The organism is Nonomuraea sp. NPDC052634, assembly GCF_040678535.1.
Classification (GTDB): Bacteria; Actinomycetota; Actinomycetes; order Streptosporangiales; family Streptosporangiaceae; genus Nonomuraea; species Nonomuraea fastidiosa.
Genome location: NZ_JBFATY010000004.1, coordinates 613895 through 633720, shown reverse-complemented (window position 1 = coordinate 633720; position 19826 = coordinate 613895). Strand labels below are relative to the sequence as shown.

The window sequence follows — 19826 nt, the reverse complement described above, 5'->3', positions numbered from 1 at the left end:
GTCATCCCTTCGCCCGTGCTCTGAAAGCGGCCGTTTTCACGCGATTCTGGCAGGCGGTCGAGCAGAAGCGGCGGGTGCCGTTGCGGGAGACGTCCACGTACACGCGGTCGCAGTGCGGGGCCGTGCAGACGCCGAGCCGGTCGTGGAACTCGCCGCCCAGCACGACCGCGAGGCCCGTCGAGCAACCGGCCGCCCACTCGCCCGCCGTGGTGCCGCCGGGGCCGTGGAAGTGCAGGTGCCACGGCTCTCCGTCGTGGCGTTCGAGGTGGGGCCGCGCACCGGTCTCGGCCAGCAGCGCGTTCACCAGTTCGGCCGCGCGGTCGATGTCGTCGCCCGCGACGGCGGTGAAGACCGCGCGCAGCCGGCGCGCGACCTCGGCCAGCTCCGCGCCCTCCGCCGCGCTGACCTCCCGGAAGGACGGATAGACCGTGCGCAGGGCCGCCGTGGCGGCCGCGCCCAGGTCGGCGGGCTCGGGGAAGGCCCGGCCGCGCTGCTCTCCCGGGGTCAGCGCGTTGACGAGGGCCACCGCCACCCTCACCACAGCGTCTGTGTGACTGTTGAAATCCAATTGACCCGTTACACCTTCGTGCCGTACGTTGTAACTGCCTAAAGTCTAGATGACAGTTACAGGGGGCTTTCTGTGCTGACTCACGATGCCGCACTTCAGTGGATCGCGCGCTGGGACCGCCAGCAGGAGGGTTATCTGCCCGATCGGGAGGAGCGTTTCACCGCGCTGATCGACGCGGTGCAGGCGCTCGGCCGGCCCGACCCCGTGGTCATCGACCTCGGCTGCGGCCCCGGCTCCCTGTCCGCCCGGCTCCTCGACCGGCTGCCCGACGCCAAGGTGATCTCCGTGGACGCCGACCCGCTGCTCATCGGGCTGGGGCGGGCCGCGTACCCGCAGCTCACGTTCGTGACGGCGGACCTGCGTACGAGCGGGTGGACCGACCGGCTCGGCCTGGACGGCCCGGCCGACGCGGCGGTCAGCACCACCGCGCTGCACTGGATCTCCGAGCCCGAGCTCAAGGGCATGTACGCCGAACTGGCGAGCGTGCTGCGGCCCGGCGGGCTGCTGCTCAACGGCGACCACATGGACACCGACGACGCCACGCCCGCGCTCTCCCGCCTCGAACTGGCGATCCACGAGCTGCACACCGAGCGCGTCTTCGGAGCCGACCGCCCGGAGGACTGGCGCTCCTGGTGGGACGCCGTCGCCGCCGACCCCGACCTCGCCGAGCTCAACCGCGAGCGCACCACCGCGGGGGCCGGCCACCACGGCTCGGAGTCCCGCCTGCTGTCGCAGCACGTGGAGGCGCTGCGCGAGGCCGGGTTCACGGAGATCGGCACGCTCTGGCAGCGTGGGAACAACCGGCTGCTGTGCGCCGTACGGGGCTGACGGCGCCAGGGTGCCGGCCGGTGACGCGCTTTTGGAGCATCCCGCTCGGCGAGCTCGGCGACCTGTGATCAGCGTTCACGTGCGATCGTGACCGATCAACGTTTACGTGCGATCGTGACGCCGTCCCGTACGGGCAGCATCACGCAGTCGAGCCGGTCGTCGCGGGCTATCGCGTCGTTCACCCGGCGCATCGCCACGGCGCCCTCCCCCTGGCAGCCGGGGTCGAACACCTGGCCGCCGAGGAAGACGTTGTCGAGCACCAGCAGCCCGCCCGGCCGCAGCCTGGGGACGATCTCCTCGTAGTAGGCCGGGTAGCCGGGCTTGTCGGCGTCCACGAAGGCGAAGTCGAAGGCGGGCTCGGCGGGCAGCGCACGCAGCGTGCCGATCGCGGGGCCGATCCTGAGGTCGATGCGATCGGCCACGCCCGCCCGTTCCCAGAACGGCCGGGCGATGGAGGTCCACTCGGTGCTCACGTCGCAGGCGATGAGCCGACCGTCATCGGGCAGCGCGCGGGCGATGCACAGCGACGAGTACCCCGTGAACACCCCGACCTCGATCGCCTGCCGCGCGCCCGCCAGGCGTACCAGCATGCCGAGCAGCGCGCCCTCGTCGGCCGAGATCTGCATCCCGGCCGAGCGCCCGGTCAGCTCCCGCGTCGTGGCGGCGAGTTCGCGCAGCAGGTCGTCGGCGGGGGTGCAGTGGGCGAGCAGGTAGTCCTCGATGATCGGGGAGAGCGGCTCGACCTGATGTCCGCTCACGGGCTCGTCCCACACCACCGGCTCCTGGAGATGGCGCGTGATCTCATCCTGAACGCCGGCCAGGCCGTCCGCGTCGGCCGCGGCGGCGATCAGCAGCAGTTCCTTCCCCGCCGACAGCACCGTGCAGGTGCCGCCCGGCAGGGTCACCGCGCCCCTGCCGGGGCCGGTCAGCCGGGCGTCCGGCTTCAGCTCCTCGACCAGCCTTGCGAGGCGGCGGTCGGGGTGGTCGGTGGTGAGGCGGGCCGTGGACAGGGGCATGACTGATCCTCTTTTTCGGGATATGTCAGTACACGCCTAGTCTGCCGCTCTATCACCCGACGGAGAGGTCGAGACGGGGGAACGTGGCGATCTCCACCTGGAGGGTGGCGGCCTCATCGGGCAGCGCGAAGAGGTCCCAGAACGTACGGGTCTGGCCTGGAGCGTACTTCTCGGTGCTGCTGCGCACGCCGGAGAGGTCGGTGCAGGCGCAGTAAAGGTCCTTGCCCACCTGGAGCCGTCCCGGCAGGTAGCGGCGCCGACCGGCCGGGTCCGTCAGGCGGACGTTGCTCGCGGCCTGGTAGATGTAGCTCTCCCAGTCCTGCGCCTGGTGCAGGTCGTTGTACCAGGTCTCGGCCGAGCCCTCGTTCGTGATCGTGTACGTCAGCAGCCCGAGCCCGCCCGGCAGCCGCCGCAGCCCGGTGACCTTCATCGAGAACGGCTGCCCATCGCCCGCCTTGACCGCGGCGGGCTCGGACGTCTGCGCGGTGTCGGCGGCCGGTTCCTGCCGCTCCTGCGGCTTGGCGAAGGTGACCGTCACGCGCCGGTTGCGGCGCCTGCCCTCCTCGGTGCCGTTGTCGTAGAGGGGGCGGCGCGAGCCGTAGCCGCGGGCCTGGAAGCGTACGCCGTCGCGGGTCACCAGGCTCTCCAGCTCCCGCTGCACGGCCTGGGCGCGGCGCTCGGAGAGCGGGTCGTTGATGGCGTGGTTGCCGGTGGCGTCCGCGTGGCCCTCCACCCGCACCACGGCGGCCGGGGACGCGTCGATGAGCTTCGCCGTACGCGCGAGCACCGCCCTGGCCTTGCCGGTCAGCGTGGCCTTGTCGATGGCGAACAGCACGTCCGACGAGAGGTTGACCTGCAGGTCGGTGCCGTTGTCCGCGATCTCGTCCGCCTTGTCGAGCGACTCCGACGGCGTCACGATCCGCCGGACGATGGGCATGACGTGCTGGGCGTCGGGGTCGGGGAAGTCGCCGGCCGGGGGCTCGTCGCTGATCGGCACGTCCGGCATGGGCGGGGCGACCGGGGTGACGACGGTGGCCGTGGCCGGGTTGCCCGAGGGTGCGGGGACCACCGCGTACACGGTGATCGACTCTCCGGGCGGGATGGCGTACGGGAGGTCGCCGCGCTCCTGGTCGCTGCACAGGCACGGCGAGCCGTCCGGCTGATACGGCAGCAGCCAGGTGTGGGCCGCCGCGTCGAGCACCCCGATGCCGGACGCCCACCTGATCTGGCCGAGCGAACGGGTGTGGTCGCCCAGCTCGCCGGTCCACGGAAGGTCCTTCTTCCCGGTGTTGGAGAGGCGGAGCTGCACGACCAGGTGCTTGCCCTTGACGCGGTTGAGCCCGACGACCTCCAGTTTGAAGTCTTCCGTGAGCGTGCTGCGGGTCTCGGCGAGCGCGGGCCCGACGTCCTGCGCCGGGGACCCGCTGCCGGTGGGCGTCGCCGATGACGGCGGCGGGGAGGAGCTTGCGGAGGTCGGGGGCGGCGGGGTCTCGCGCTGGGGCGGCATCCCGCAACCTGCCACGGCGAGCGCGAGCATCGCGGCGGCCATGGCATGGTTTCGGCTGAACATGCGGGCGATTGTCCCCATGACCGAAAAATCCCGCCAGTTGTTTTCGCCGCCCTGGTACGGTGCTCAGTCCGTATGGTCGGTCCCTACGGAGGGGCCGCCTGCGGAGGGACGGGGGAAGGGGCGGGATGCTGGAACCAGAGGTACGGCGCGCGACGGCCGCCGCGGCGGCGACCGCCTCCTCGCTCGGCCTGGCGGCCGACGACGCGATCGTCCTGCAGAACTCGAACAAGCTCATCCTGCGCCTGCTGCCCTGCGACGTCCTCGCCCGCGTGGCTCCCGCCGCCGCGCAGGTCGCCGGCCTCGAAGTGGACCTCGCCCGCCGGCTCACCGAACGCAGCGCTCCTGTCGCCGCCCTGGACCCCCGGGTGGAGCCACGCGCGTACGAGTACGACGGCTTCGTCCTCACCCTGTGGACGCACTACGAGCCGGCGGCCGCGGAGGTCACGCCGGCCGCCTACGCCGGCGCGCTGCATCGGCTGCACATCGGCATGCGCGGCCTCGACGTACCGGTGCCGCACTTCACCCACCGCGTCCAGCAGGCGCAGCGCCTCGTAGCGGACCTTGACCGCACTCCCGAGCTGACCGCCGCCGACCGCGACCTCCTGGCCCGCACGCTGGAGGACGCGACCCGTACGATCCTCGCCGCCGCCCGCCCCGACCAGCCGCTTCACGGCGAGCCGCACCCTGGCAACGTCCTGGCCACGTCGAAGGGCCCGCTGTTCATCGACTTCGAGACGTGCTGCAGGGGCCCGGTGGAGTTCGACCTCGCCCACGCCCCGGAAGACGTGGCCCGCCACTATCCGGGAGCGGACGAAAAGGTGCTCCGCCAGTGCCGCCTCCTCGTCCTCGCCATGATCACCACCTGGCGCTGGGACCGCGACGACCAGCTCCCCGACGGCCGCCGCCTGGGCGCGGAATGGCTCACCCGGCTCCGCACCGAGCTGCGGTAGGACGCCATGCGATCGACGATCCCCCTGGGCCGAACTCGGCGAGGCACTGGCCAGGCACGCCCACCTATGGGACGTCGTCCCGCTGCCGGAGCAGGAGGTGCGGCATCCGGAAGAGGTGCGCTACTCGTAAAGGTGGGCGGCGTGCACCTGCAAGGCGAGTGACTGCCAGGTGGGCGGATCGACGGCGTCCTTGAACGGGGCTCCTTCGCCGACGCAACCCCCTTGAGCCAGGCCGCCCACCTCCTGAGGAAGTCGCCGGCGTACACGCTGCTCCAGCGTCCCTCGGCGAACCGTTTCCCCTCGCGGATCTGCCGTTCGACGTCGGCGCGGTCCGCATCGAAGTCGTCCGCCATGGTCTCCAGGTAGGCGGCGAAGTCGTGTACGTCGTGAACGCGCGCGACGTCCGGGGGAAGCTCAGGAGGTGCTGTCATGCGGACGAGCGTAAGCCCTCCGGCCGCAGCGCCTCCCCGCTCGACATCGCGCCTTTCGCGGCCGCGCCCCGGCGAATAGCCTCGGCCTGGGAGAGGGCCTGACGATCCAGAAGGGCGGATGGCGGTCGAGCTCATCTACGAGACCCACTCGATCAGCACCCACAACGAGGAGGGCATCGCCAGCGGCTGGCTGCCCGGCGAGCTGTCGGAGCGGGGCCGTGCTCTGGCCGCCGAGCTGGGCGAACGCCGCCGCGACGACGGGCTGGACGCGGTGTTCAGCTCCGACCTGCGGCGTGCCGTACAGACCGCGGAGATCGCGTTCGGCGACGCCGGCATCCCGCTGATCCAGGACCGCCGCCTGCGCGAGTGCCATTACGGCGAGCTGGACGGCGCGCCGCTGAGCCGCCTGGCGGGCCGGCGCGCCGAGCACATCGACCGGCCGTGGCCCGGCGGCCAGAGCTACCGGGACGTGGTGGAGCTGACCATAGACTTCCTGCGCGAGCCGGCCGAGAAGTGGAACGGCACGAAGGTGCTGCTCATCGCCCACTCCGCCAACCGCTGGGCCCTGCAGCATCTCCTGGGCGGCGTACCTCTCGAAGACCTGGTGGTTGCGCCGTTCCACTGGCGGCCCGGCTGGACGTACACGCTGCCCACGGGTTGGAACGGGTCCTGAGGCCACGCTTCAGCGGGGTGACAGCCCCCGCCATCCTCACCCGCTTCGCCGCCTCGGGCGAGATCGGCCCGCGACGGGCAGAAGCGGGAATGCCGGGGCTGATTAGCCCACCAGGAGCACTGGCCGTCCTGCTGCTCCCACATCACAGGCAGGCCGTCATGAGCTCGGTGAGGGCGCCATTGTGGCAGCATGCACGCCGGAAGGGCCTGTCCAGCGCTGCCAGGCGGGCGTACGAGCCGCGACGTCAGGCCGTACGCGATCCTTCGGCCCGCTCCAGCACCACGACGGGAATCTGCCGGCCCGCGGCCGCCTCGAACTCGGCGAACTTCGGGACGAGGGCCACCTGCCTCGACCAGATCCGCTCGCGTTCCTCCCCCTCCGCGAGCCGGGCCACGACCGGCACCCGCTCCGTCCCGACCTCGACGACGGTCCGCGGGTTCGCCATCAGGTTGTGGTACCAGACGGGGTGGCGCGGGCTGCCGCCGTACGTCGCGAAGACCGCCCAGCCACCGTCGACCTCCTGGAAGAACAGCGGGTTGATGCGCTCCCGCCCGCTCTTGGCGCCGATGTGGTGCACCAGGATGAGCCGCAGGCCACGCTCGTCGAACCCGGGCAGCGGCGGCGGTACGGGCCGCCCGGCCGCCAGCTCCTCGTCACTGCTCCAATGCACCCATCCGCCGTTGGCCCGGAACTCGGCGATGACGCGGTCGTTCCAGTCGTTGATGTCGGCGCCCCCGGCCTCGGTCACGGCGGTCATGGGCTCGTCGGACATGGCATCCCCCTTCACACCATCCGATCATGTGATTCGCAAAGTAGCACGAAGCGGAGCAAGCGCTCCGGATAAGGGAGATACGCTCGATCGCATGGCAGTGCCCGACCCGGCGAGCGCCACACACCCGCAACCGGCGAGCGCCACACGTCCCGACCCGGCGAGCGCCACACGTCCCCAACCCAAGGGCACCACGCGCCGCCGCGCACCGCGCGCGGACGCGCTCCGCAACCGGGAAGCGATCATCCAGGCCGCCGCCGAGGTGCTGGCCGAGCAGGGCACGGCGGTGGACGTACGCGAGATCGCCCGCCGCAGCGGCGTGGGCATGGGCACCCTCTACCGGCACTTCCCGAAGAAGGAAGACCTCGTGCACACGGTCCTGCTCAGGGACTTCTCGACCTGGGCGCGGGCGGCGCGCGCGACGGCGTGCGACGCCGAGGACCCGTGGACGGCGCTGACCGCCTTCTTCCAGCAGGCCCTGACCGGTTACGCCCGCCACCGCGCCATCATGGAGAACCTCGCACTGACCTGGGCCGGCCCCGACCTGGAGGGCGTCCGGCAGCTACGCCTGGTCATCGAGCACCTGTGCGACCGCGCCTGCGCCGCGGGCCTGCTGCGCCCCGGCGTGACCACCGACGACCTGCTGCTCCTGCTGGTCTCGCTGGGCCACGCCGTCCAGATCACCGACGAATGCCGCCCGGGGCAGTGGAACCGCCTGCTGTGCATCTCCCTCGACGGCCTCCGCGCCACCGGCCACCCACAACCACTCCCCGCCTGACGCCCACAACCGCAGAAGGGGTTTGAGACCTGGAGCGTCCGGTCGCAGTGCCATTACGGCAGCACATCCACGAAACACCGACACGCTGGAACCCCGCCCGGAGAGGAAGGGCTCGATGATGCGTATCGGCGTGACCGGCCACACGAACCTCACCCGGCGTGAAGCCGGATCACGCCGAGCAGTTCGACCGGCTCCTCGCAGCCGCGGCCACCGTCCGGATCACGGGCTTCGACCATGCAGGCGAAGCAGCGTACGAGGCCGCGAACGAGGCGATGCTTTCGTCTGTGGACGAGATGGCGGCCGTGTGGGACGGCAAGCCCGGCACGGGCAGAGGCGGCACGGCCGAGGTGGTGGCCGAAGCCCGCAAACGGGGCATGAAGGTGACCGTGATCTGGCCGGAAGACGCGGCGCGCGAAGAGCGGCCCTGAGCGCGCCCGGTCTTCTTCCGGCTCTTCACAACCTGATCCGGCGCTCACCCGGGAGCCAGCCGGCTGAGCCGCTCCCATGCCTTGTACTGCTCGATGCGCCCCTGCTCCATCTGGAGCACCATGTCGTACGAGGCGCCGCCGACGATCAGCCGCACCGGCGGCTCCGGCAGGTCGATCAGCTCCATGACGGCGGGCACGGCGGTGCTCGGGTCGGGGCCGGCGTCGTCGCCCCACATCTCGGCGAGCTGGGCGCGCAGCTCCCCGTACAAGGGGTCGGGCTCGGTCATGGTGGTGCCCACCGTGAACAGGCCGGTGTCGTAGCCGCCCATCTGCAGGATGGTGACCTTGATGCCGAACGGCGCCACCTCCATGGCCAGCGCCTCGCTCACCGAGTTCAACGCCGACTTGCTCGCCGCGTACATGCCGGTCGAGGCGAAGCCGCCGCTCGCGCCCATCGAGGTCACCTGGAGGATGTGGCCGGAGCCCTGGGCTCGCAGGTGCGGCACGACGGCCTGGGTGACCCAGACGGCGCCGAAGAAGTTGACGTCGAACTGCTCTCTGAGCTGCTCTTCCGTGGCCTCCTCCACCATGCCGAGCAGCAGCCGGCCGGCGTTGTTGAGCACGATGTCGAGCCGTCCGAACGCGGCCACGGCCTTCTCCACGCCGTCGAAGACGGCCTTGCGGTCGGACACGTCGAGCGGCAGCCGTACGAGGGCGCCGGGGTAGCGACCCTCCAGCTCGGCCAGCGGCTCCACGTTCCGCGAGGCGGCGACGACGCGGTCACCGGCGGCCAGCGCCGCCTCGGTGAAAGCCCGTCCGAGGCCGCGGGACGCACCGGTGATGAACCACACTCGGGTCAATTTGCTCTCCTCAGCGATTGAGTGAGACGAGACGGTCCGTCTCGCCTCAAGGCCCCTTCACTGTGACGCATCCATGGCGCCACTGTCAAGACGGACCGTCTCGTCTCGCGAAGGTGCTATGCTGCGGCGCATGTCCAAGCACCCAGACCCCTCACGCCGCAGCGAGCGCTCCCGCCAGGCCATCCTCGCCGCCGCCCGCGAGCTGGTCTCCGAGATCGGGTACGGCAAGGTCTCCATCGAGGCCATCGCCGCCCGGGCCGGCGTGGGCAAGCAGACGATCTACCGGTGGTGGCGTTCCAAGGGAGCGGTGATCTTCGACGCGTTCCTCGCGCTGAGCGAGGCGGAGGAGGGCGGCATGGCGCTGCCCGACACCGGCGACATCGAGGCCGACCTGAAGACCGTGATGCGGGCGACGGTGGCGGAGTTCGCCGACCCGGCGTTCGAGGAGCCGATCAGGGCGCTCAACACGGAGATCATCAACGACCCCGACCTCGCGGCGCAGTACCGCGAGCGGCTGGCCGCGCCGGTGGACGAGGCCAAGAAGGCGCGGCTGCGCAGCGCGCAGCAGGCCGGGCAGATCGCCGCCGACCTGGACCTCGACCTGGCCCTTGAGCTGCTGTACGCGCCGCTCTTCCAGCGCTGGCTGCACCGCTCGGGCCCGCTGACCCCCGAGTACGCCGACGCCCTGGTGGACCTCTTCCTCAAGGCCGCCCGCCCGGCCTGAACCCAGCGGGGCTCCGTCCAGATGCACCAGGGGCCGGAGAAGCGCTTGTAGAAGCCCGTCGCGTCGATGTCCGGCGCGCCGTCCTGGCTCCACGCAGCCGCTGCGCTCCAGGAAACCCGTGGCCACGATCGTGAAGGCGAACGCCTCGCGCGATCGTAGCCACCCCCGCCGAGCCTGTGAGCGCGTCCTAGCCGCGCTCCCCCGGACGGTCGACGATGACCGAATCCAGCAGGGCGATGGCCCATACCGAGCCCTTGCGGAAGGCGGGCTCCGGGTTGCCGCCCACGCGCTCGTCCTGGAGCCAGACGGTCCGTTCGCCCAGGTAGTGATAGGTGTCCGGGTCGAGGATGTGGTACCTCCTGTGGATCTCGTCGCGTCCCTCCCGGTAGACGCCCAGCCCGGTGCGGCCCGCGGCATCGGTCACGCCCGATTCGACCCGTACGCCGGGGATCAGCGCCAGGGCCTCGAACATGGCCGACTCCAGCCGCGGCGGCATCCTGCCGTACCTGCTCAGATAGAGCATGATCACCCGAAACGCCCGGTCGGCGTCCGGTTCCGCGCTCTTCGGGACGCCCTCCTCGCGCGGGTAGTCGATCCAGTGGCGGTCCTTGGTGACCTTGGCCAGCAGCTTCTTCGGGTCGGTCGGCAGCGCGCGGAGCTTGGCGTCGTACTGCTGCGGCGACAGGTCGTCGTCGCCCGGATCCGGAGGCACGTCCTGGACCCGCAGCCTGCCGTTCTCGTCGTAGCCGGCGGTCTGCTTGCCGTCGTAGCGGGTCCAGCTCTCACGGGTCTCGGCCTCGTCCGAGTTGGGCTGCTTGTCCAGAACGCGGGTGTACTGCCACTGGGTCGGCTCCGGCACGGAGGTGGCGCCGCGCCCGCCGGCCACCTCGGCGGCCTTGGCGAGCACCATCCCGGAGTCCAGGGGCACGGTCGTCGAAGGGACGGCCACGGGCTCGGTCCCGGAGGGGCCGCCGGGCAGGACGACCACGGCGATCGCGGTGGCCGCCGCCCCCGCCGCCGCGACGGCGACCAGACGGAGTGCGAGGCTCCGCCGGCGGCGCCGCATCCGGTCGAGCAGGCGGCGGCGCTGCGGGACGAGCCACTGCCCGTCCGGTTCCGGGACCTCGGCGCGCCACTCGCGCAGCGTACGCAGGTCATCCATCGAAAGCCTCCTCTCGCGTCGCCACCAGCGCCTGCCGGGTCCTGGCCCGAGCCCGGTGCAGGCGGGATCTGACCGTGCCGATCGGGATGTCCAGCGCGCGGGCCACGTCCTCGTACGTCATGTCGGCCCAGGCCACGAGCAGCAGCACCTCCCGGTCGCCCGGCGACAGCTCGGCCAGGGCCCGCGCCAGCCCGGCCTGCTGCGCCGCGACCCTGGCGTCGACGTGGTCGGCGTACGGCTCGATGACCTCGTCGACGCCGGTGCGGACCAGCGCGCGGTAGAACCGGAGCTCCACCCGGCGGTGCCGTTTGATGAGCCGGGCGGCGATGCCGTACAGCCACGGGCGGGCGTCCGGCTGGCTCGAGTCGTAGCGGTGGCGGCGCCGGAAGGCCGCCAGGAAGGTGTCGGAGACCACGTCGTCGGCCAGGGACGGGCCCAGCCGCCGAGCGACGTAGCGGCGGAGCGCGGGCGCGTGCCGGTCGAAGAGGTCGGCGAAGACCTCCGGCTCGCGTTCCGAGCGCCGTATCAGGGCCGCGTCATCGGCCCTGACGGGTTCTACGGCGATCACACTCATTGCTCCCGTCCTGCGCGGTTGCTTTCGACGGCTTTCGCCCGTACGGCCGTCGAAAGTTCGCGGTACGGGATGTGATCAGGATCACACTAGCCGGAGACGGCGGCGGCGACAGCCTTGAAGGCGGCCAGCACCTCCTCCTGGTCGTGCGCGCCGGTCGAGGTGGTCGACTTGACGATCACCACGTTGTGCTCGGGAGAGACGTAGATGTACTGCCCGCCGAAGCCCGCCGCCATGAAGTCCTTGCCGCCGCCGAGCCACCAGTGCAGCCCGTAACGCGGGTTGACCCCGGACGGGCTGGTGGACGCCTTGACCCACGACGCCGGCACCACCTGCTTGCCGTTCGCCTTGCCCTGGCGCAGGAAGAGCAGGCCGAAGCGGGCGTAGTCGCGGTCGGTGGCGTGGAAGCAGCAGTAGCCGAGGCTGTTACCGTCGCCGTCGGCGTCGATCCGGGCGGTACCCGCCATGCCCGCGGGACGCCAGATCTTCTTCTCGACGTAGCGGTGGTACGGGGTGCCGGTCGCCTCGGTGAGGACCCTGGCCAGGACGTACGAGTTCATGCTGTTGTACTCGAACTGCGTCCCCGGCTCCCAGTCGGAGCCCCGCTTGGTGACCATGGGCGTGAGCGGCAGGCCCTTGGCGGCGGCGGCCTGCATCTTGGGGACGTCCTTGGCCTCGTCCCATTCGACGCCCGACGACATCCGCAGCAGGTTCTTGATCGACACGCCGTCGTAGCCGGAGCCGCGCAGCTCGGGCACGTACCGGGTGACCGGGTCGTCGAGCGAGCGGATGTGCCCCTCCTTCAGCGCGACGCCGATCGCCGCCGAGGTGAACGACTTGGCCATGGACCACGACTGGAACCGGGTCGTCCGGTTCGCGCCGGTGTACCGCTCGTGCACGATCTTCTGTCCGCGCAGGACGAGGAAGCCGTTGGTCTTCGTACGGGTGAGGAAGTCGTCGAGCGTGTGCTGCTCGCCCTTGTAGGTGTACGTGACCGAGAGCGGGCGGCTGGCGTTGACCAGCGGGACCGGGTCGGCCGACGGCCTGATGACGTCGGCGGGCGGTGCCGTATGGGCGGTGGCCAGGGTGAGCGCGATGAGGATGCTGCGCACGTCGCCTCCTGTAGTCGACTGAATCGGACAGGGGGCGATCGTGGACCGTTTTTCTGGCAAATCTCTGGCAGTTCACTCCGCTCACTCCAGCCACGAGCGTGGCCTGCCGGTACCGCCGGCGGTGGGCAGCCGGATCTCGAAGCGGGCGCCGGTCACGGTGGCGGTGCCGCCGTGCAGCTCGGCCTGCTGGCGTACGAGGGTCAGGCCGAGGCCCGAACCGGGGCTGTCCCGCCTGCGGTGGAACCGGGTGAACACCGTCTCCCGGTCGCCGTCCGGGACGCCTGGGCCGCTGTCGGTGACGGTGAGGACGGCGGTTCGCCCGGTGCGGGCGCTCCTCCCGCCGGACGCGGTCTCCTCGGCGGAAGCGGTCTCCCCGCCGAAGGCGCCCCGCCCACCCGACACGGCCACCCCGCCGAAGGCACCCCGCCCGCCCGACACGGCCACCCCACCGAAGGCACCCCGCCCACCCGACACGGCAGCCCCGCCGAAGGCACCCCGCCCACCCGACACGGCCACCCCATCGAAGGAGGGCTCCCCATCGAAAGCGGGCTCCCCATCGAAGGCGAGTGCCACGGTGATGGGCGGCTTGCCGTGTGTGGCGGCGTTGTCGATCAGGTTGTCGGCGATGAGCCGGAGCCCTTCCGCCCAGCCGCGCACGGTCACGCCGTCTGCCACCGCCTCGGTGATCGTCAGGCCGGGGTGGCGGCGGCGGGCTGCGGCGACGGCCTCGCGCACGATGCCGCTCAGGTCGGCGGACGCGGCGGTCGCGGGGTCGAGCAGCTCACCGGCGGACAGCTGGCGGAGCACGGTGACGAGCCGCTGGACGCGGGCCTGCTCGGCGGTCAGGTCGGCGACGATCTCGGCGCGGTCGTCCGGGGTGAGGCCGGGGTGGCCGAGCAGGGAGAGGTTGGCGGCCATGCTGGTGAGCGGGGTGCGCAGCTCGTGCGCGGCGGTGGCGGCGAACGCGCGGGCGGTCTCCAGCGCGGCGTCGCGCCGGTCGAGCAGGTCGTTGAGCACCCCGGCCAGGTGGTCGATCTCGGTGACGCGGGAGTCGGTGTCGAGCCGGGCGTCCGGGGCCGTGGCCTGGCGGCTGAGCCGGGTGAGCGGCCGTACCGCGTACCGGCCCACAACGGGTCCCGCCACAGCGCCCGCGACCGCGCCGATCAGCGTGACCGTGAGCACCCGGCGGCGCAGCAGCGCGAGCTGCCCGTCGAGCCGCTCCTTCGGCTCGAACAGCAGCAGCCGGTGGCCACGGCGCCCCAGGTCGGTGGCCACGTACCGCCAGCGGCCGTGGTCGGCCGGCCCGTCACCGGCGGGCGGGCGATCCGGCACGTCGCCGATCAACAGCGGCTCGCCGCCCACGACGTGCACGTACACGCCGGGTCCCGCCGCCGCGGCCAGCCGCCGTTCCATGAAGTCCGCCGGAACGGCGGGCACGAAGCTCGCCCGCCAGGCGTACGAGGCGGCGGCCGGTCGCAGCGCGCGCAACCGCGCCAGCAGCCGCTCGTCGCGTTCGGCGCGCAGGTCGGCGGAGACCAGGGCGAGCACGAGCAGCCCGGCCAGCGCCACCATGAGCGCGACCAGCGCGGCCATGCAGAGCGCGAAGCGGGTCGAGAGCTTGACGCCGCCGGCCCTCGGCTCGGTGGCGGCGGCTCTCACCTTCGCGGCGGCGGCCTTCAGCTTCGCGGCACCGGCCATCGGGTTCCCGGCGGAGGTTGGCCGCTTCACGGCCGGGGTTCGCCGCTTCATGGCGGGGGTTCGCGCAGCACGTAGCCGACCCCGCGTACGGTGTGCACCATGCGCGGCTCGCCGAGCTTGCGCCGCAGGTAGCTGACGAACGTGTCTACGGCGTTCTCGGTGACGTCGAAGTCGTACCCCCAGACCCGCTCGAGCAGCACCTCACGGGACAGGACCAGACCGGCGTTGAGCGCCAGCACCTCAAGCAGGTCGAATTCGCGCCGGGTCAGCTCGACCTCGCGCCCGTGCATCGTCGCCCGGCGCGCCTCCGGCTCCACCACCAGCGGCCCGACCCGTACGGCGGCACCGGGCACGCGCCCGGCCCGGCGCAGCAGCGCACGCAGCCGCAGCACCAGCTCGCCCAGGTCGAACGGCTTGACCACGTAATCGTCGGCGCCGGCGGCGAGCCCGGCGACCCGGTCGGCCACCTCGTCCATGGCCGACAGCATGAGCAGCGGCACGTCGGTCCCCTCAGCGCGCAGCCGCGAGCACACCTCGATGCCGGACATGCCGGGCATGGAAACGTCGAGCACGACCGCGTCCGGCCTGCGGACCGTGACGAGCTCAAGCGCGCGCTCCCCCGACTCGGCGGTGTCGACGCCGAACCCTTCCAGCCGCAGCCCGCGCTGCAGCGCCCGCAGGATGGCCGGGTCGTCGTCGACGGCGAGGATCTGGTGACCGGCCAACGACACCTCCCTCGGTACGTCGGCCAACGATCCTACGTCGCGGAAACGGCAGTGCGGTCAGAGCCTGAAGAGCGTGATGACGTCGACGGAGAGCGGCATCGGGTGGTTCCTCCGTCGCTTGGCGAGGGCTCAAGCGGGGGCGCTCGTCACGCGGATGGGGTTGCCCGAGCTGAGGCACCGCCCGCGCTGCCGCCGATCCTGCCGCGAGACGAGACGATCCCGCGCACGGGGAGTCACCGGCGTACGGGACAGCGCAGGTGAAGCACCCGATCGCCCTGAACAACCACGTCGGGATCCTCGAGCAGGTGCTGCGCGTCGACCGACCCGAAGAAGCGCTTGCCCGACCCGAACACGACGGGCACGACGTCCATACGCACCTCGTCGGCCAGGCCCGCGGCGAGCACCTGCCCACCGATGTCACCGGCGGCCACCTCCACCAGGCGGCCACCCGCGAGCTCCCGCGCCTTCGCCACGGCCGCCTCGATGCCGCCGACGAAGTGGAACGGCGCCCCCGGGCGCGTCGTTCTCGTCCGCGATGAAGCCGTCCACCGACACCGAGCCGTACATGACCACTTTGCCTTGCGGCGCCCCAAGTTGGCGTGTCGTGAGCCGCCGGCGTCAGCGGCGACCGCACCCCGTCGATCGGCTCGGCGGGGTCGATGGCGAACACGGTGGAGGAGAAACGATAGGTACGGCCCACCCGCCGCCGGCCGCTCCCGCAACCCGTCAACGACCGACCTGCCCCAGACCTGCTCGACCGCCACCGGCCGGTCACACAGCTCAACCGCGGGCCCAGCCCCCAAGGCTTGAAGTGAACCTTGACGGACCGGGTCTGCGGCGGATACCCGAACTCACAGGCTCGGGTGGGCATGGTGACCACGCACCCGTCGGCGTACTCGCCCATCGAAACGGCGCACCGAGGTTGAGAATGAGCAGGGCCGTAGGGGCCGGCGGCGCTAGCCGACGTACGGAAGACCGGCACCGGCCAAATAGTGCTCGATCCGCATCCGCATCGACCGGTCCATCGGCAGTGACAGAACCTCATCCCGGGGCACCCACCGAACTTCACGCGACTCGTCACTCGGCGTCGGCTCACCCGCCACAACCCGGCCGGTCAAGACGATGGAGAATTCCTGCCGGGCCTCGCCGTCAGAGGTGTAGAGAATTATGTGGCGCGGATCGCTGTACGTACCGACCAGCCCGGTGATCTCGCACCTGACCCCGGTCTCCTCCAGCGTCTCCCGGACAGCGGCGGCCGGGATGGACTCCCCCAAGTCGATGGCCCCGCCCGGCACAGCCCAGTTGTCGTTATCGCTGCGCCTGATCATCAGTAGATGGCCGGCCGCGTTGGTGACGATGACGTTCACGGACGGCACGAGGCTGTTGGGCTCAGGCGCAGCGGGATCGTCGTAGTAATCGATGCGCCTGCCCACGAATCACGCCTCCACGGGGACGGCCCCTTCGAAACCCTCAGCGTACGTGCGACCATCTTTCCACCGGCCACCCTGCGCAGATGCAGAACGGGAAGGCCGGCGACCCGGCTGCCGTACACGTACACATCGAGTTGGTCAGGAAGCCTGATCGACGTCCGCGAGAAGCGACCGGACCGGCCGCCATGGCGACCACGCTCGGCCACCGGGACGACCTGCCGAGCCCTGACGGCTAGTGCGAGATCTTGATGACGGCCTTCTTCCCCTTGACGGCCACCACCTCGAAGCTGACCTCGTTGACAGTGCTGGGCCCTCCTTGATCCGGCGTCTGCTTCGCCATGGTGAGCCGCATGCCGGACGGGGTGTACGCGTGGAAGGTGACCGAGCCGTCCTCGACGGTCACGTCGATCGGCAGCAGCCCCCACTTGTCGGCCAACCTGATCCTCTGCCCGTCCTTGACGAGCACTTCGCACTTCGCGTCCCGGCACGCCCGGAGGTCGGTGCCGTTCCTGGCTTTGGGGAGCGGCGTCGCCGTCGGCGAAGGGGACGGCGACGCCGAGGGAGAAGACGAGGGCGACGGTGAGGAGGGGGAAGCCGAGGGCGGCGGCGAGGAGGCGACCGAGGACGACGGCGCGCTTTCCGGCGCGGCCGCCTCCTGCGGCGCGGAGCCGCATCCGGCGAGCAGCACGGCCGCCGTGACCAGCAGAGCCGCCCTTCCGCTGTGAATTGCCGACATCTTCACTCCCATGCTCGCTCGTAGGCCGCCCAGCGCCACTATCCCCCCGCCGTCCCGGGACCCCTCCCGACCGGCACGCGCTAAAAAGGATCTCGCCCGTGGAACGGATCAAAGGTAGGCCCATGCACAGGAAAACCCTCTCCGCCTTAACGCTCGCGTGCGCCATGGTCGTGACGCCCGCCGTGGCCGCCACCCCCGCCGCCGCCTCGGCCAAGCCCAGCTACCGCAGCTGCTACGACGGCAAGTGCAAGTTCACGTTCACGAAGTCCGTAAGCTTCCGCATCTCCAAGAAGCGCTACGGCTTCTCCAGGGTGTACGTCTCCAAGGAGTACGTCGGCGGCATCTTCGACCAGGACATGGTCGTGGTGCGGGCGCCGGGCTCGACGGTGTCCCTGGGCGAAGGCGCCGAGGGCGAAATCCGCATCAACCGCAAGAACGCGCTGTCGTTCCGCGTGCTGGCCATCACCAGCCAGGGCGCCACCATCCGCTTCACGGGATGACGTCCTGACGATCCGGCGGCCGCGTCACGCCCGGCGACACGGCCGCCGGGGCCGGGGCACGTACGACGGGGGCACGCCCAGCCGAGGGTGCGGCACCGCGAACCGACGTGCAAGGAACGACTACACGCACAACATCAGGGCCCCCGACCACGCGCGTCCCCCGTCCCAGCGCCGCTCGTCCAGTAAAAGGCCAGCCTCCAGCAGCCCGTACAGCTCCGCGACACTCCCGACCACGGAACCGAGCTCGCGCCGCTTCCTCGAGCTCGTTTTTGATCTCGCGTACGCACCCGCCCGGGCAGCGGACCGTACACATGTACGCAATGCACCGCACACCGCGCGTGGTGCTCATCCCCTGACCGATGCCGATCACCACGCAGGTCTGACGGCCCTCGCACGAGCGCCGCCAGCGCGCCCGTACCGCCGAACGCGATCCCAACTCACGATCGCCGCTCCCCCACACCCGCCTCCACGACCCGCACCACATCCACGCGACAACGCTCGTCATGGCCGGCACTCCCGTGCACGTGATGGCGGCCCGCCCCGGCCACGCCGACCCGGCGATCACCCTTCGCGTGTACGCCCACGTGATCCGCGAACAGGCCGCGACCACCGCCGAGGTCTTCGCCCAGGCAGTGGCGTCCCGTTAGCAAGGGTGTTAGCAAGATCGCGACTTTGTCACGACAAAGACGAGGCCCCTGAACCGGAACCGCCAGTTCAGGGGCCTTCTGTAGCTGAGCCGACGTGGGGAATCGAACCCCAAACCAAGGGCAGGGCAGAAGCCCTGTTGATGCGCTGCTGGCCTGCCCAAGTGGTGATCGTCAACGGTCGAGATGCGGTCCGGTGAGACAGCGTTGCTGTACAGCAGGAGGGAAGCGTCTGTCCCAAACATTTCTGCTTCTCTCGCCTCGCCAAGAAGGCTGGGCTCGGCCACTGGCATCCGCACGAGCTTCGGCACTCGGGGGCGTCGCTCATGCTCGCCCAGGGCACTCCCCTTCACGTCGTGTCCGAAGTCCTCGGCCACGCCAGCATCGCGATCACGAAGGACATCTACGGCCATCTGCTGGAGGGCGACCGGCGAGCGGCGACCGAAGCCATCTCCAGCGCTCTTCTGGGGGAACAGCTCCCGGTGGCTCCCAAGGTGGCTCCCGAGGGCGCTGAAGACACCGGTTGAAGCCCGGCAAGCGAAAGGCCCCTGACGGCGTATCGCCTGCTCAGGGGCCTTTTCTGTTGCGAGCCGACGTGGGGAATCGAACCCCAAACCTTCTGTTTACAAGACAGATGCTCTGCCGATTGAGCTACGTCGGCACGGCCTACCAGTGTAGACGCTACCGCCGCCTGTGACGAGCGGCCTCGTACAGCGCCACTCCCGCCGCCACTCCCGCGTTGAGGGATTCGGCGGCGGCGCGCATCGGGATGCGCGCGAGCACGTCGCACTGCTCGCGGACGAGCCGCGACAGCCCCTTGCCCTCCGAGCCTACGACGATGACCAGCGGCTCGGTCAGCAGCTCGACGTCTTCGATGTCCGTCGAACCGCTGCCGTCGAGGCCAACGATGAAGAGGCCGGCCTCGCGGTATTCGCGCAGGGCGGCGGTGAGGTTGGAGGCGCGGGCGACGCGCAGGTTGGCGAGCGTGCCCGCGGACGTCTTCCACGCGCCGCTCGTCACGCCGGCGGAGCGGCGGGACGGGATGAGCAGGCCGTGGGAGCCGAACGCGGTGGCCGAACGGGCGATGGCGCCCAGGTTGCGCGGGTCGGTGACGGAGTCGAGGGCGACGATCAGCGGCACCTCGGCGGCGTCTTGGGCGATCTCGATGAGCTCGGACGGGTGCGCGTAGTCGTAGGCGGGGATCTGCAGGGCGATGCCCTGGTGCACGCCGCCTTCGGTCAGGCGGTCGAGCTTGTCGCGGGTGGTCTCGAGCAGCGCGATGCCGCGCTCGGCCGCGATCTTGATGGAGTCGCGTACGCGGTCGTCGTTGTCGATGCGCTGGGCCACGTAGAGCGCGCTGCACGGCACCCCGGCCTGCAGCGCCTCCAGGACCGGGTTGCGCCCGCCGATGTACTCGGGCGCGTCCTCGGAACGCCGCTGCGGCCGCGCCGGGGTGGCGCGACGGACGCCCGTGCGCTCCTCCCGCGCGATGCGCTCGGCGCGCGCCTTCTCCTTGTACCAGTGCCGCATCTCGGCAGGCGGCGTCGCGCCCTTGCCTCGAAGCGCACGGCGGCCCTGCCCACCGGTGCCCTTGGCCGGGCCCTTCTTCTTCGCGGGCTTGCCCGATGCCCTACCGCCTGCTGCCATGCGTTC

The 19826-nt window shown here is 71.1% G+C and carries 23 protein-coding genes, 1 tRNA gene and 1 pseudogene; 10 read left to right on the top strand and 15 right to left on the bottom strand.

What is annotated here, in order from left to right; all coding sequences use genetic code 11:
- Position 1: 1 nt before the first annotated feature.
- On the bottom strand, positions 2-541 hold the full coding sequence (locus AB0K67_RS22360; RefSeq protein ID WP_364063164.1) for a CGNR zinc finger domain-containing protein: 540 nt from the start codon (positions 539-541) through the stop codon (positions 2-4).
- A 99-nt stretch (positions 542-640) separates the two neighbouring features.
- Here AB0K67_RS22360 and AB0K67_RS22355 point away from each other — a divergent pair, with 99 nt between their 5' ends.
- Positions 641-1396, top strand: a complete 756-nt coding sequence (locus tag AB0K67_RS22355) for a class I SAM-dependent methyltransferase (RefSeq protein WP_364063161.1) — start codon at positions 641-643, stop codon at positions 1394-1396.
- Between the two features lie 95 nt (positions 1397-1491).
- Here the strand turns inward: AB0K67_RS22355 and AB0K67_RS22350 are convergent, their stop codons facing one another.
- Together AB0K67_RS22350 and AB0K67_RS22345 are read right to left on the bottom strand one after the other, a co-directional pair.
- Entirely contained in the window at positions 1492-2412 is a 921-nt protein-coding gene (locus tag AB0K67_RS22350) for a DUF2218 domain-containing protein (RefSeq protein ID WP_364063158.1), read from the bottom strand.
- A gap of 52 nt (positions 2413-2464) precedes the next feature.
- The gene (locus AB0K67_RS22345) at positions 2465-3982 is read right to left on the bottom strand and encodes an OmpA family protein (RefSeq protein ID WP_364063155.1); all 1518 of its coding nucleotides are present in this window, start codon (positions 3980-3982) and stop codon (positions 2465-2467) included.
- A 125-nt stretch (positions 3983-4107) separates the two neighbouring features.
- Here AB0K67_RS22345 and AB0K67_RS22340 point away from each other — a divergent pair, with 125 nt between their 5' ends.
- Together AB0K67_RS22340 and AB0K67_RS22335 are read left to right on the top strand one after the other, a co-directional pair.
- Positions 4108-4932, top strand: a complete 825-nt coding sequence (locus AB0K67_RS22340; RefSeq protein WP_364063152.1) for a phosphotransferase — start codon at positions 4108-4110, stop codon at positions 4930-4932.
- A gap of 549 nt (positions 4933-5481) precedes the next feature.
- Positions 5482-6036, top strand: a complete 555-nt coding sequence (locus AB0K67_RS22335; protein ID WP_364063149.1) for a histidine phosphatase family protein — start codon at positions 5482-5484, stop codon at positions 6034-6036.
- Positions 6037-6280: 244 nt separating this feature from the next.
- On the opposite strand, the gene AB0K67_RS22330 is transcribed toward AB0K67_RS22335, so the two are convergent.
- Complete coding sequence (locus AB0K67_RS22330; protein ID WP_364063146.1) at positions 6281-6808, bottom strand: nitroreductase/quinone reductase family protein; 528 nt, start codon at positions 6806-6808, stop codon at positions 6281-6283.
- Positions 6809-6899: 91 nt separating this feature from the next.
- Between AB0K67_RS22330 and AB0K67_RS22325 the strand changes: the two genes are divergently transcribed.
- Both AB0K67_RS22325 and AB0K67_RS22320 read left to right on the top strand, forming a co-directional pair.
- The gene (locus AB0K67_RS22325) at positions 6900-7583 is read left to right on the top strand and encodes a helix-turn-helix domain-containing protein (protein WP_364063143.1); all 684 of its coding nucleotides are present in this window, start codon (positions 6900-6902) and stop codon (positions 7581-7583) included.
- Positions 7584-7741: 158 nt separating this feature from the next.
- Positions 7742-8011: a hypothetical protein gene (locus AB0K67_RS22320; protein WP_364063140.1), complete on the top strand. Its 270-nt coding sequence runs from the start codon at positions 7742-7744 to the stop codon at positions 8009-8011.
- A 44-nt stretch (positions 8012-8055) separates the two neighbouring features.
- Here the strand turns inward: AB0K67_RS22320 and AB0K67_RS22315 are convergent, their stop codons facing one another.
- Positions 8056-8862 carry an SDR family NAD(P)-dependent oxidoreductase gene (locus tag AB0K67_RS22315; RefSeq protein ID WP_364063274.1) on the bottom strand — a complete coding sequence of 269 codons (807 nt, stop codon included), beginning with the start codon at positions 8860-8862 and terminating at the stop codon, positions 8056-8058.
- 139 nt (positions 8863-9001) lie between these two features.
- Here AB0K67_RS22315 and AB0K67_RS22310 point away from each other — a divergent pair, with 139 nt between their 5' ends.
- Complete coding sequence (locus AB0K67_RS22310; protein WP_364063137.1) at positions 9002-9595, top strand: TetR/AcrR family transcriptional regulator; 594 nt, start codon at positions 9002-9004, stop codon at positions 9593-9595.
- 187 nt (positions 9596-9782) lie between these two features.
- Here AB0K67_RS22310 and AB0K67_RS22305 read toward each other — a convergent pair whose 3' ends face one another.
- The 8 genes from AB0K67_RS22305 to AB0K67_RS22270 form a co-directional block, all read right to left on the bottom strand.
- Positions 9783-10757 (bottom strand): CU044_5270 family protein, encoded by a 975-nt coding sequence (locus tag AB0K67_RS22305; RefSeq protein WP_364063134.1) that lies wholly within the window; start codon positions 10755-10757, stop codon positions 9783-9785.
- Positions 10750-11331: an RNA polymerase sigma factor gene (locus tag AB0K67_RS22300; protein ID WP_364063131.1), complete on the bottom strand. Its 582-nt coding sequence runs from the start codon at positions 11329-11331 to the stop codon at positions 10750-10752. The genes AB0K67_RS22305 and AB0K67_RS22300 overlap by 8 nt, the downstream gene beginning before the upstream one ends.
- Positions 11332-11417: 86 nt before the next feature.
- Positions 11418-12440: a serine hydrolase domain-containing protein gene (locus AB0K67_RS22295; RefSeq protein WP_364063128.1), complete on the bottom strand. Its 1023-nt coding sequence runs from the start codon at positions 12438-12440 to the stop codon at positions 11418-11420.
- Positions 12441-12521: 81 nt separating this feature from the next.
- The gene (locus AB0K67_RS22290; RefSeq protein WP_364063125.1) at positions 12522-14138 is read right to left on the bottom strand and encodes a HAMP domain-containing sensor histidine kinase; all 1617 of its coding nucleotides are present in this window, start codon (positions 14136-14138) and stop codon (positions 12522-12524) included.
- A 47-nt stretch (positions 14139-14185) separates the two neighbouring features.
- The gene (locus AB0K67_RS22285) at positions 14186-14863 is read right to left on the bottom strand and encodes a response regulator transcription factor (protein WP_364063122.1); all 678 of its coding nucleotides are present in this window, start codon (positions 14861-14863) and stop codon (positions 14186-14188) included.
- A 233-nt stretch (positions 14864-15096) separates the two neighbouring features.
- A complete protein-coding gene (locus AB0K67_RS22280) occupies positions 15097-15336 on the bottom strand; it encodes a hypothetical protein (protein WP_364063120.1) in 240 nt (79 codons plus the stop codon).
- Positions 15337-15819: 483 nt separating this feature from the next.
- Positions 15820-16296, bottom strand: coding sequence for an NUDIX domain-containing protein (locus AB0K67_RS22275; protein WP_364063117.1), 477 nt, complete (start codon positions 16294-16296; stop codon positions 15820-15822).
- Between the two features lie 229 nt (positions 16297-16525).
- Positions 16526-16729, bottom strand: a complete 204-nt coding sequence (locus AB0K67_RS22270) for a hypothetical protein (protein ID WP_364063114.1) — start codon at positions 16727-16729, stop codon at positions 16526-16528.
- Between the two features lie 19 nt (positions 16730-16748).
- On the opposite strand from AB0K67_RS22270, the gene AB0K67_RS22265 reads away from it, so the two are divergent.
- The 4 genes and pseudogenes from AB0K67_RS22265 to AB0K67_RS22250 all read left to right on the top strand — a co-directional run.
- Entirely contained in the window at positions 16749-17018 is a 270-nt protein-coding gene (locus AB0K67_RS22265; protein ID WP_364063111.1) for a hypothetical protein, read from the top strand.
- Between the two features lie 133 nt (positions 17019-17151).
- Positions 17152-17529 (top strand): hypothetical protein, encoded by a 378-nt coding sequence (locus tag AB0K67_RS22260; protein ID WP_364063108.1) that lies wholly within the window; start codon positions 17152-17154, stop codon positions 17527-17529.
- 503 nt (positions 17530-18032) lie between these two features.
- Entirely contained in the window at positions 18033-18176 is a 144-nt protein-coding gene (locus AB0K67_RS22255; RefSeq protein WP_364063105.1) for an integrase, read from the top strand.
- A 260-nt stretch (positions 18177-18436) separates the two neighbouring features.
- A pseudogene (locus tag AB0K67_RS22250) lies at positions 18437-18700 on the top strand (tyrosine-type recombinase/integrase); the annotation flags it as partial.
- Between the two features lie 61 nt (positions 18701-18761).
- On the opposite strand, the gene AB0K67_RS22245 reads toward AB0K67_RS22250, so the two are convergent.
- A tRNA-Thr gene (locus AB0K67_RS22245) sits at positions 18762-18834 on the bottom strand.
- Between the two features lie 20 nt (positions 18835-18854).
- Complete coding sequence (gene rlmB / locus AB0K67_RS22240; protein WP_364063102.1) at positions 18855-19820, bottom strand: 23S rRNA (guanosine(2251)-2'-O)-methyltransferase RlmB; 966 nt, start codon at positions 19818-19820, stop codon at positions 18855-18857.
- Between the last annotated feature and the right edge of the window lie 6 nt (positions 19821-19826).

Bases quoted from the DNA above. Each gene is read 5' to 3' on its own strand.
- AB0K67_RS22350 (WP_364063158.1), bottom strand. From the start codon at position 2,412: ATGCCCCTGTCCACGGCCCGCCTCACCACCGACCACCCCGACCGCCGC.
- AB0K67_RS22345 (WP_364063155.1), bottom strand. From the start codon at position 3,982: ATGTTCAGCCGAAACCATGCCATGGCCGCCGCGATGCTCGCGCTCGCC.
- AB0K67_RS22340 (WP_364063152.1), top strand. From the start codon at position 4,108: ATGCTGGAACCAGAGGTACGGCGCGCGACGGCCGCCGCGGCGGCGACC.
- AB0K67_RS22335 (WP_364063149.1), top strand. From the start codon at position 5,482: ATGGCGGTCGAGCTCATCTACGAGACCCACTCGATCAGCACCCACAAC.
- AB0K67_RS22330 (WP_364063146.1), bottom strand. From the start codon at position 6,808: ATGTCCGACGAGCCCATGACCGCCGTGACCGAGGCCGGGGGCGCCGAC.
- AB0K67_RS22325 (WP_364063143.1), top strand. From the start codon at position 6,900: ATGGCAGTGCCCGACCCGGCGAGCGCCACACACCCGCAACCGGCGAGC.
- AB0K67_RS22310 (WP_364063137.1), top strand. From the start codon at position 9,002: ATGTCCAAGCACCCAGACCCCTCACGCCGCAGCGAGCGCTCCCGCCAG.
- AB0K67_RS22305 (WP_364063134.1), bottom strand. From the start codon at position 10,757: ATGGATGACCTGCGTACGCTGCGCGAGTGGCGCGCCGAGGTCCCGGAA.
- AB0K67_RS22300 (WP_364063131.1), bottom strand. From the start codon at position 11,331: ATGAGTGTGATCGCCGTAGAACCCGTCAGGGCCGATGACGCGGCCCTG.
- AB0K67_RS22290 (WP_364063125.1), bottom strand. From the start codon at position 14,138: ATGGCCGGTGCCGCGAAGCTGAAGGCCGCCGCCGCGAAGGTGAGAGCC.
- AB0K67_RS22260 (WP_364063108.1), top strand. From the start codon at position 17,152: ATGCACAGGAAAACCCTCTCCGCCTTAACGCTCGCGTGCGCCATGGTC.
- AB0K67_RS22255 (WP_364063105.1), top strand. From the start codon at position 18,033: ATGGCCGGCACTCCCGTGCACGTGATGGCGGCCCGCCCCGGCCACGCC.
- rlmB (WP_364063102.1), bottom strand. From the start codon at position 19,820: ATGGCAGCAGGCGGTAGGGCATCGGGCAAGCCCGCGAAGAAGAAGGGC.